Genomic DNA, 10,921 nt, shown 5'->3' on the forward strand with positions numbered 1-10,921 from the left:
TCCCTGTTTTAACCTAATGTATGTGTGACTTCCTGCAAATCCTGCCCGTCCAGCTCGCGCTCAAAGCTGCGCAAACGCTTATAGATAGACATCAGCTCGACAAGCGTAGTCCACGAATTAATTAAATACTGGAAAGAAGTTCTAACCTGCTCAAATACATTTGTTATCTGAGTCATCAGCCCCAGCGTAATAGTCCCTGCCACGATCGATGGAAAGAGCAAGACTAAACCGAAAACCGTATCCACCTGTAAATACAGAATTCGCGCGATATTAAAATACATGTAATGGAAGTAGAGCTTGAAATAGTTAAAACGAACATGCTTGAACAATTCTTGGACGGTTGGAGGCGTTGCACGCGTGGGATCATCTTCACCATAGACAAGTTCTTTACGATATGCCGCCTCAACACGCTGATTCTTAAACTGTAAACCAGGTAACTTTATCCCTACGACAGCTAACAACCCCGTTCCCATAATGGACCATATGAGTGCGGCGAACACTAAACCATATGGAAGATGACCCACCACAGGAAGCTCAGGCACATGTGCCGATAGCGCGACAAGTATCGGCAGAAACGCGATCAGTTTCATAACCGCATTGAGAAAACTGACACCCATATCCTCAACAGTCGAAGCAAAGCGCATGGTATCTTCCTGAACACGCTGAGAAGCACCTTCGATATGACGCAATCTTTGCCAGTTATCCATGTAATATTCGTTCATGGCAGTTCGCCAACGAAAAACATAGTGACTCACGAAAAAGTTATTCAATACGGCTACGGTTACAGCAATCAGTGCAATACCGAGAAAAATATTCAGCCCACTATAAAATTCTCCAATCGTCACCTTGTGAGGCGCGCTGAGAGCTTTTTGGATGAGGTCATAGAATGGCGCGTACCATGCATTTATGGCCACGCTAACTTCCACCAAAAACCAGGTGACAAAAATAATCAGCGCCGTACCTAAAACGGACCATTTTTGCCAGCGATGCGGGGAATAGGTAAACCAAAACAGGGTGAACAGGCCGACGCACAGGGCGTAATAGGCATAAAACAGCAGATAGCTCCGCGACCAAAAACGTGCGGCGCTGATAGGGACATCGCCCGTCGCCCCAACCAGGCGCTCAAGCCATGCCCCACCGCCCGCCTGCCAGAAAATGACTGCGATCAGTGCCCAAATAAAGGCCGAAAGAAAAAACGGTCCCGGCTTTGGGAAAAAAGACTTAAACATAGGATTTCCTTCTTGTTGTTATCTCATTGCTATGCACGACACATGACTTCCACGAGCCGCTCACCGGCTCGTGCAAAAAATAGACCAGGGCTTTAGGGGTTAGTTCGCTTTCCAGTCGTCCAGAATTGTTTCTGTGGGTTTCACGGTCGGTGGGTTGTCCGGTGCCGTCAACGTACGCCAGACGTCGTTATAGTGCTGAATCAGGATGTGCGCCTGCGCGGCCGGGCGATTGGCCGTGGTATGGGCATCCTCCGCGGCGGTAATGTGATATCCCCTGCTAACGCCATTTTTAAGCGTGGTATCGACGCAATAGTCGGTTGCACACCCGCAAATCACAAAATGCGTGATGTCCTGTTCGCGCAGCAGAGCATCAAGCGGGGTGTGATAAAACGCATCGCAGGCGGTTTTAGTCACATAGAATGCGCCGGACGGCTGATCGATTTCCGGCAACAGGGCAAACCCTTCGCTCCCCTCTTCCAGCCCACCCACTTCGGTATGCTGAATAAAAATCACCGTATCGGCGGCCTGAACAAGCTGGTTAATCCGCGACACGCAGGCTTCGCGTTGAATACGGGGCGTTTCGAAAACTCCTTGCTGCATATCGACAACCATTACCACACGCTTTTTAACCATCAACGTTCTCCGCAAATTGAGCCGCACCTACGCTTATCATAAGCCTGATGTCACAAAATTGGAGAATGCGTGCAACGAAAATGTTCATATTTACTCGTGGTTACGTTTTTCCCGCTATCGTTATGCTATTCGGCCCATTGCGCCGTGCCGTTTAGTAGTATAAATACGCATTACTTTCTTCATTCACTTCATGGATGCTTTCGTTGAAACGTTGTCTGTTTTCCATTGCCGCGCTGTGTGCGGTAAGCCTCTCCACAGTTCAGGCTGCTCAGCCGATCACGGCCCCCGTTTTTGCCTCCGACATTGCGGATCGTTACGCCAATCTGATTTATTACGGCAGCGGTGCCACCGGCATGGCAATGGTCGTGATTGACGGCAACCAGCGCGTTTTCCGCAGCTTTGGCGAAACGCGACCGGGTAACAATGTCCATCCGCAGCTGGATTCCGTGATCCGCATTGCATCGTTAACGAAGCTGATGACCAGCGAAATGCTGGTGAAACTGCTCGATCAAGGCGTGGTAAAACTCAACGATCCCTTAAGCAAATATGCTCCGCCGGGTTACCGCGTCCCGACATATCAGGGCACACCTATTTCTCTGGTGAATCTGGCAACGCATACCAGCGCGCTGCCGCGTGAGCAGCCAGGCGGTGCAGCGCATCGTCCTGTTTTCGTCTGGCCCACGCGCGAACAGCGCTGGACCTACCTGACGACAGCGACGCTGAAAACCGCGCCGGGCGCACAGGCGGCCTATTCAAACCTGGCATTTGATTTACTCGCCGATGCGTTAGCCACAGCATCCGGCAAGCCCTATCCGCAGCTGTTTGAAGACAACATCACCCGTCCGCTGGGCATGAAGGACACCACTTTTACGCCGTCACCGGATCAGTGCAAACGCCTGATGGTGGCGGAAAAAGGGGCCAGCCCGTGTAACAACACCCTCGCAGCCATCGGCAGCGGCGGCGTTTACTCCACGCCTGGCGATATGATGCGCTGGATGCAGCAGTTCCTGTCGTCTGATTTCCACGCGCGCAGCAATCAGGCTGACCGCATGCAAACGCTCATCTACAAACGCAACCAGCTGACCCGCGTTATCGGTATGGACGTGCCGGGTAAAGCCGATGCGCTTGGCCTGGGCTGGGTGTACATGGCACCAAAAGATGGCCGCCCTGGCATTATTCAGAAAACGGGTGGCGGCGGCGGATTCATTACCTACATGGCGATGATCCCGCAGTCCAATGTCGGGGCATTCGTGGTCGTGACCCGATCGCCGAATACCCGTTTCACCAATATGAGCGACGGGATTAATAATTTGGTCGCTGAACTGAGCGAGAATAAGGCGAAAGTGATCCCCGCCTCTTGATCGTTTAGTACGCCGGGGTAAAACGGTTAGTGTTGACCCGTTTTCCCCGGTTCATCTTCCTGCCAGAATCCAGCCGCCACACCGCCCGATGCCGTTCAAAACATGGCGCACTGCATCAAACGCGCGGGCGCACACCCACACATTTCGTCAACATTTGACGGCGCATTCATCGCGAATGCCTGACGCTAAAAGAACCACTTTCGTAAAACAGCCTGCAGGCATTTCGAGTACACTAACCCGCATTGTTCTCCAGACATCAGGCATATTATGACCGATTTAATTGCACGTCCCCGTCGCCTACGCCAATCCCCTGCGTTGCGCGCTATGTTTGAAGAGACAACACTGACCTTAAACGATCTGGTGTTGCCGATTTTTGTCGAAGAAGAGATCGATGACTACAAAGCCATCGAGGCGATGCCAGGCGTGATGCGCATCCCCGAAAAGCATCTGGCGCGTGAAATCGAACGCATTGCCAACGCGGGGATCCGCTCGGTGATGACTTTCGGCATCTCGCACCACACCGACGCCACCGGCAGCGATGCGATGAAAGAAAATGGTCTGGTCGCGCGCATGTCCCGTATCTGCAAAGAGACGGTGCCGGAAATGATCGTCATGTCCGATACCTGCTTCTGCGAATACACCTCACACGGTCACTGCGGTGTCTTGTGCGATCACGGCGTCGATAACGATGCAACCTTGCTGAACCTGGGCAAACAGGCGGTCGTGGCTGCGGCTGCCGGGGCGGATTTTATTGCGCCTTCCGCCGCAATGGATGGTCAGGTGCAGGCAATCCGTCAGGCGCTGGACGCAGCGGGTTTCACCGATACCGCCATCATGTCCTACTCCACCAAATTCGCCTCCTCCTTCTACGGCCCGTTCCGTGAAGCTGCAGGCACGTCGCTGAAGGGCGATCGTAAAACCTATCAGATGAACCCGCTCAACCGCCGCGAAGCGATCCGCGAATCCCTGCTCGACGAAGCGCAAGGCGCAGATTGCCTGATGGTCAAACCGGCGGGCGCATATCTGGATATTCTGCGCGATATCCGCGAGCGCACCACTCTGCCGCTGGGTGCCTACCAGGTAAGCGGCGAATACGCGATGATCAAATTCGCCGCGCAGGCCGGGGCGATTGACGAAGAGAAAGTCGTTCTGGAAAGTCTTGGCGCGATTAAACGCGCAGGCGCAGATCTGATCTTCAGCTACTTCGCACTCGATCTGGCTGAGAAAAAAATCCTGCGTTAACGCGCTCCCCCCTCTCCTGAACGGGGAGGGGAATCGCCCCCCCTCACAAAACTTCACCCAACTGCAATACAAACGACATCTCGCCCTTCTACTGTCTCGGCAAGACGGTAGGAGAAACCCTCATGTTTAGTCTCGATAGCGTTCTTGATGATCTTTGGCCTCAGGCGAGGCCTGCACCCTGGCAAAAAAGTCTGTTAAAACGGTTATTCCACGAAGAAGAGTTCCAGCAGTTCGCCGCAACCCACCGCCACCTGAAAGGGCTGGATATGGTGGAACAGGTTCTTGAACACCTCGATATTATCTGCACCATCCCCGCTCACGACCTCGAACAAATCCCTGAACATGGCCCGCTGGTCATTATCGCTAACCACCCCACCGGCACGCTGGATGGTCTGGCGCTGATGTACGCCGTGTCGCGCGTTCGCCGCGATGTCAAAGTGGTGACCAATCGTCTGTTATCGCACCTCGAACCGCTGACTTCGCTGTTTATCCCGGTGGATAACATGGGCGGTAAAACCGCGAAATCCTCGCTGCTGCAAATGGAACAGCACCTGCAAAACGCGGGCGTACTGATTTTCTTCCCCGCTGGCGAAGTCTCGCGCCCAACGCGCACAGGTATTCGCGATAAAAAATGGCACTCGGGCTTTATCAAACTGGCGAACAAACTGCGTGTGCCGCTGCTGCCCATGCACATTCAGGCGCACAACAGCCTGCTGTTTTACGCCAGCACGCTGGTATCCCCTACGCTGTCAATGCTGCTGCTCATGCAGCAGATGTTCCGCCGTCAGCACAGTCGATTGCCGATCAAAATCGGTCAGCAGATTGCCTGGAGCCACTGGTTCAGCGCCACGCATTCACCCCGTGAAATGGCCGAGCAGTGCCGCCAGCATGTCATGCGTCTTGGTAAAGGGCTGCCGGGGATGTTCAAAACGCAGTGCGCGATTGCGCGCCCGGAAGACCGGGCAACGCTTAAGCGCGAACTGATGCGCGCCGAATGCCTCGGCACCACCAGCGACGGCAAATCGATTTACCTGTGGCAGCGCAACGGGCAGGAAGATGCCCCGATTTTGCGCGAGCTGGGACGGTTGCGCGAAATCTCCTTCCGCGCCGTGGACGAAGGCAGCGGAAAGCGTCGGGACACCGACAGCTATGACGACGATTACCTGCATTTGATTCTGTGGGACAACGACGATCTGGAGATCGTCGGCGCATATCGTTTTATGCCCACGGCAAAACAGGTCGAAGATCGGGGGCTGGGCGGGTTGTACAGTTTCAGCTTGTTCCAGTATGACGACAAAATGGAAGACGTACTGGAACACGGGATCGAGCTTGGCCGCAGCTTTATCCAGCCGCGCTACTGGGGCCGCCGTGGCCTGGATTATTTGTGGTCAGGGATTGGCGCTTATCTGGCGCGTTACCCGCAGTATCGCTACCTGTTCGGCCCGGTTTCGATTTCAGGCGGACTGCCCCCCGCCGCACGCGATCTGCTGGTGGCGTTTTACCGTCTGTGGTTTCCGGCGAATCATCCGTTAGCCGTGTCGCGCCAGCCGTATCCCGCGTCATTGCCCGACGTGCTCGCTCAGTTTGACGGTCAGGATTACGTCGACGACCTGACAAAGCTCAAATCCCTGCTCGGCAATCTGGGCTGCGGCATTCCACCGCTCTATAAACAGTATTCCGAGCTCTGCGAACCGGGTGGCGTGCAGTTTATCGATTTCGGCAGCGATCCAGCGTTCAACAACTGCGTGGATGGGCTGGTGCTGGTGGACTTGTGTTATCTGAAAGCACATCGCTATCAGCGGTATATTGGTGTGCACTCTGAGGGATAACGGGGCCGCTTTTCTCCCTCTCCATTAGGGAGAGGGTTAGGGTGAGGGGGAACAGGCAGCTCTGATTTTCTCTCTCTCCATTTAGGGAGAGGGCCGGGGAGAGGGGGAGCAGGCAGCTCTGGCTTTCTCCCTCTCCATTAGGGAGAGGGTTGGGGTGAGGGGGAACAGGCGGCTCTTGCTTTCTCCCTCTCCATTAGGGAGAGGGTTGGGGTGAGGGAGAGCAGGCAGCTCTGGCTTTCTCCCTCTCCATTAGGGAGAGGGTTGGGGTGAGGGAGAGCAGGCGGCTCTGGTTTGCTCCCTCTCCATTTAGGGAGAGGGTTGGGGTGAGGGGGAACAGTTGGTTCGGTAGTTTGTTCCGTTCATCTTACGCACTCAGTTCATCTGCCATACCTGAACCGGCACACGTCATATCCAATATATCAGCACAGAATTTGCCCATCAGAATTTCGGGATTAAAGCGCTGCCCTTGGTCCGGCTGTAAATCGCTGAGTCGTTTTCTGAGGCCGGGGCGACGCGCATGGATGCGCGGCGAGGGCGCATTTACAGGGACGTTACCTGCGCCCGTCCCCGAAAAGCCGTAAGAAAAAAGACGAAGGCATCGCAAAGCGACGATTTTCTTGCCGGGAGCCCGGGTCGCCAGGGCGGTGGCGATTGAGCCGCCCTGGCACGTTCACACGTGCCGTAGCCAAAGAGAAACTTGGAACATGAAGTGAACGGAACGGCCTACAGAGCCGCATATTCCCCTCACCCCGCCCGATAAAACGGCTTATCCCCCAGAATTGTGGCGCGCTCCATAATCCTGCGCTGCGGCAGATAATCGGCGTTGGCGTAGTGCTGTGTCACACGGTTATCCCAGATCGCCAGATCGTTTTGCTGCCAGCGCCAGCGCACCTGGAACTCCGGTTTGGTGATGTGCGCAAACAGAAACGTTAAGAGCGTTTCGCTCTCTTTCTCGCTCACGTCAACAATGCGCGTTGTGAATCCTTCGTTCACAAACAGCGCCTGCTTACCCGTCACGGGATGCGTGCGGATCACCGGATGCAGCAGCGGCGGATGTTTCGCTACCGCCTCCAGCCAGCGCTGATGCTCTTCTTCCGTTTTACGGTATTTGTATTCCTGGAACGATTTTCTGAAATCGTGCTCTGCGCGCAGGCCACTCAGTAACTGCTTAAACGGCTCAGAAAGTGCGTTAAACGCCGCAACACCGCTGGTCCATAACGTATCGCCCCCGCTTTCAGGCAGCTGTTTTGCCGCCAGAATCGCCCCTGCGGGCGGCGTCTCAATAAACGTCACATCGGTGTGCCAGTTGTCATTGTCCGGCGGGTTATCGTTGTGGGTGTCCAGCACGATGATTTCTTCCACCCCTTCCGCATGCGGATACACCGGGTGAATGTGCAGATCGCCGAAACGCAACGCTAGCGCGCGCTGCTGCTGAGCCGTCACCACCTGCTCACGCAGAAACACCACCTGATGGCGCAAAACCGCGTGATAGAGTTGCTCGAACTGGTTATCGCTCAGCGGGCGGGCCACGTCGAGACCCGAAATTTGCGCGCCGATATGCGGCCCCAGCGGGGTAATGGTCAGACGTTCACTCATTGTATTTCTCCATGCCAGGGCGTCAGGCGGCGCTGTAACGCGCGCAGCCCCAGTTCTAAACCAAAGGCAATCACGGCGATCACCATGATCCCTGCCAATACCACGTCGGTTGCCAAAAACTCACCCGCCGACTGCACCATAAAACCGAGCCCGCGCGTGGCGGCGATAAGCTCCGCTGCCACCAGCGTCGACCAGCCCACGCCCAAACCAATGCGCAAGCCGGTTAAAATTTCCGGCAACGCGCCGGGTAAAATCACAAACCACAGCACCTGAGCGCGACTCGCTCCCAGCGACTGGGCAGCGCGCAAACGCACCTGCTGTGCACTTTTTACTCCGGCGACCGCCGACATGGCGACAGGGGCAAAAATCGCCAGATAGATAAGCAAAATCTTCGACGTTTCACCGATGCCAAACCAAATCACCATCAGCGGCAAATAGGCCAGCGGCGGCACCGGGCGATACAGCTCAATCAGCGGGTCGAGAATCCCGCGCACCGTTGGGCTTAACCCCATCGCGATACCCACTGGGATCCCTAAAACCACCGCCGCCAGCAGCGCCACCAGAATACGACCCAGACTTGCCGCAAGATGCTGCCAGAGCGTCGCATCCATAAAGCCCTGCGGCCCGGCGATACTGATGAGTTTCGCCAGCACCTGTCCCGGCGGCGGCAAGAACAGCGGGCTCACCCACTGCTTCGCGGCCACTGCCCACCAGATGGCTAACAGCACCAGCAAAGTGAGCGTGCTTAAGGTGATTTGACGGGAAAACGGCCAGCGCAAAGTGATGCGTTTTCCTGCCCGCTTTTCGCTAAATACGATGCTCATGAGAAGGCCTCCCGCTGCTCAAACACGCGGCTCAGCACATATTCGCGCTGGGCAATAAACTGCGGATCCGATTTGATGCTGCGCACCGGTTCTCCCGCGACGTAGCGTCGTGCAAAATCCAGCGGTAAACGTTCCAGTACGCGCCCCGGCCCTGGCGACAGCAGCACCAGTTCGGTCGCCATAAACACCGCTTCTTCAATATCATGGGTAATCAGCAACACCTGCTTGCCGGTGTCGTGCCACAGGCGCAGCAGCAAAGTTTGCATCTGCTCGCGGGTGAAGGCATCCAGCGCGCCAAAAGGTTCGTCCAGAAGCAACAACTGTGGATTAGCCGCCAGCGCGCGAGCAATGCCCACACGCTGACGCTGACCGCCGGACAACTGCCAGATAAAGCGTTTTCCCGCCCCTTCGAGACCCACTTTTTTAAGCATCTGACGCGCGGTGTCTAACCGCTGTTCGCGGGGTATTCCTGCCAGTTGCAGGCCAAAGGCCACGTTTTCCTGCACGTTGCGCCAGGGCAACAGCCCTTCGCTCTGAAAGACCACGCCGCGCTCCGCGCCCGGGCCGTCCACGCGTTGCCCTTCCAACTGAATAGTCCCGTGCTGATAAGGTACAAACCCGGCAATCAGATTCAGCAGCGTGGTTTTGCCGCAACCGGATGGCCCCAGCACCACCAGCAGCTCGCCGCTCTCCAGCGTCAGATTGATATCGTCCAGCGCGGGTTTCCCGCCGTAGCTGGCGGACAGGTTTGTAATATTCAGCATCGCGATCCCCTTATTTCACAAAGCGATCGGTCACGAACTGGCTATAATCCGCCGCCACCGCAGGCACTTTGCCCTGCTCTTTCAGGAACCCGGCGGTGTCGATAATCGCTTTATTCACCGGACCAGAAAGCTGCTGGACCTGCTGCGCGGGCGTCAGATAGGTATTGCCCTTGACCAGACCCGGCACATCCGCTTCTGGCACGCCGCTGAGACGCGAGAGTTTTTCCAGATTGGCGGGCTGTTTCAGCCATTCATCAGGATTAGCAATGTAGGGCTGTTGCGCGTCGATGGCGCTTTTCGCAAAGGCTTCCACCACCTCAGGATGCTTCTCGGCAAAGTCTTTACGCACCACCCACACGTCGAGCGTTGGCGCGCCCCACTCTGCCACTTTTTCGGAATCGGTCAGCACCGTGCCGTCTTTTTCCAGCGCGTTCACCGCCGGTGCCCAGACATACGCGCCATCAATATCTCCACGCTGCCAGGCTGCAATTATCGCAGGCGGTTGCAGGTTAAGGATTTCCACCTGACCCGGCTTGATACCCCAGTGTTTGAGCGCCGCCAGCAGGCTGTAGTGGGTGGTAGAGATAAACGGCACGGCGATACGTTTGCCGATCAAATCTTCGGGTTTGGTGATCCCTTTCTTCACCACCAGCGCTTCGGAATTCCCGAGCTGCGAGGCAAGAAGAAACACTTCAATGGGCACTTGCTGGCTCGCAGCAACCGCCAGCGGGCTGGAGCCGAGATTCCCGATCTGCACATCGCCGGACGCCAATGCCCGCACAATGCTTGCGCCGCTGTCGAACTTACGCCAGTCCACTTTCGCGCCGCTTTCTTTCGCAAACGTCCCATCCGCCTGAGCGACTTTTGCCGGTTCCGCGGAAGTTTGATACGCGACGGTGACATCAACCGCCTGCGCCTGAAATGCCCACAGCGCCAGAGCGCCGAGTAGTGTGATACGCGATGAAATTGCCATGGTGTCTGCTCCCCTCTTTTGTTATGGGTGCAGTATTTCCGGCGCGAGAATTTTGATAAAGGAATAAAAAAGCATCGTTAATGCCGAAAGGTTTTTAGAAAAAAAACGGCAAAGGATAGTGAATTTTGTGGGGTCTGGCGCTTAGGGATTTTTGTTATTCGCTATCACCGCGACACGGACATTCAGAAGGATAACAATCTTGCCGCGCTACCCTGGTCCGGCTGTAAATCGCTGAGTCGTTTTCCGCAGGCCGGGGCGACGCGCATGGATGCGCGGCGAGGGCGCATTTACAGGGACGTTACAGCGCCCGTCCCGGAAAGCCGAAGGGAATAAGACGAAGGCACCGCGAAGCGGCGATTTTCTTGCCGGGAGCCGGGATTGTTAAGGGGGCGGCGATGTATGAACCGGTCACATGGGTTACAGATCTGACCGGTCACATAGGTAACACTTTTTGACTTAATCGGCCCGGA

9 protein-coding genes are annotated in these 10,921 nt (G+C 55.8%); 3 read left to right on the forward strand and 6 right to left on the reverse strand.

Annotation, left to right across the window (positions count from 1 at the left end; all coding sequences use genetic code 11):
• Positions 1–8: 8 nt before the first annotated feature.
• Together sbmA and AC07RN_RS05450 are read right to left on the reverse strand one after the other, a co-directional pair.
• Positions 9–1,229, reverse strand: a complete 1,221-nt coding sequence (sbmA, locus tag AC07RN_RS05445) for a peptide antibiotic transporter SbmA (RefSeq protein ID WP_478335773.1) — start codon at positions 1,227–1,229, stop codon at positions 9–11.
• Positions 1,230–1,328: 99 nt separating this feature from the next.
• Positions 1,329–1,862, reverse strand: a complete 534-nt coding sequence (locus tag AC07RN_RS05450) for an isochorismatase family protein (protein ID WP_478335774.1) — start codon at positions 1,860–1,862, stop codon at positions 1,329–1,331.
• A 194-nt stretch (positions 1,863–2,056) separates the two neighbouring features.
• On the opposite strand from AC07RN_RS05450, the gene ampH reads away from it, so the two are divergent.
• From ampH to olsF, 3 genes are all read left to right on the forward strand, one after another.
• Entirely contained in the window at positions 2,057–3,223 is a 1,167-nt protein-coding gene (gene ampH / locus AC07RN_RS05455) for a D-alanyl-D-alanine-carboxypeptidase/endopeptidase AmpH (protein WP_012016249.1), read from the forward strand.
• A gap of 267 nt (positions 3,224–3,490) precedes the next feature.
• Positions 3,491–4,465: a porphobilinogen synthase gene (hemB, locus tag AC07RN_RS05460; protein ID WP_012016248.1), complete on the forward strand. Its 975-nt coding sequence runs from the start codon at positions 3,491–3,493 to the stop codon at positions 4,463–4,465.
• 122 nt (positions 4,466–4,587) lie between these two features.
• Positions 4,588–6,294, forward strand: coding sequence for a bifunctional ornithine lipid synthase OlsF (gene olsF, locus AC07RN_RS05465; protein ID WP_478335775.1), 1,707 nt, complete (start codon positions 4,588–4,590; stop codon positions 6,292–6,294).
• 744 nt (positions 6,295–7,038) lie between these two features.
• Here olsF and tauD read toward each other — a convergent pair.
• From tauD to tauA, 4 genes are read right to left on the reverse strand one after another with little or no spacing between them, the layout of a single operon-like run.
• A complete protein-coding gene (gene tauD, locus AC07RN_RS05470) occupies positions 7,039–7,890 on the reverse strand; it encodes a taurine dioxygenase (protein ID WP_478335776.1) in 852 nt (283 codons plus the stop codon).
• The gene (gene tauC, locus AC07RN_RS05475) at positions 7,887–8,714 is read right to left on the reverse strand and encodes a taurine ABC transporter permease TauC (RefSeq protein WP_235134824.1); all 828 of its coding nucleotides are present in this window, start codon (positions 8,712–8,714) and stop codon (positions 7,887–7,889) included. Before tauC ends, tauD begins: the two co-directional genes overlap by 4 nt.
• Positions 8,711–9,478: a taurine ABC transporter ATP-binding subunit gene (gene tauB, locus AC07RN_RS05480; protein ID WP_478335777.1), complete on the reverse strand. Its 768-nt coding sequence runs from the start codon at positions 9,476–9,478 to the stop codon at positions 8,711–8,713. The genes tauC and tauB overlap by 4 nt, the downstream gene beginning before the upstream one ends.
• A 10-nt stretch (positions 9,479–9,488) precedes the next feature.
• Positions 9,489–10,451, reverse strand: a complete 963-nt coding sequence (gene tauA / locus AC07RN_RS05485; protein WP_478335778.1) for a taurine ABC transporter substrate-binding protein — start codon at positions 10,449–10,451, stop codon at positions 9,489–9,491.
• Between the last annotated feature and the right edge of the window lie 470 nt (positions 10,452–10,921).

Source organism: Lelliottia sp. GFLA7, assembly GCF_056490165.1.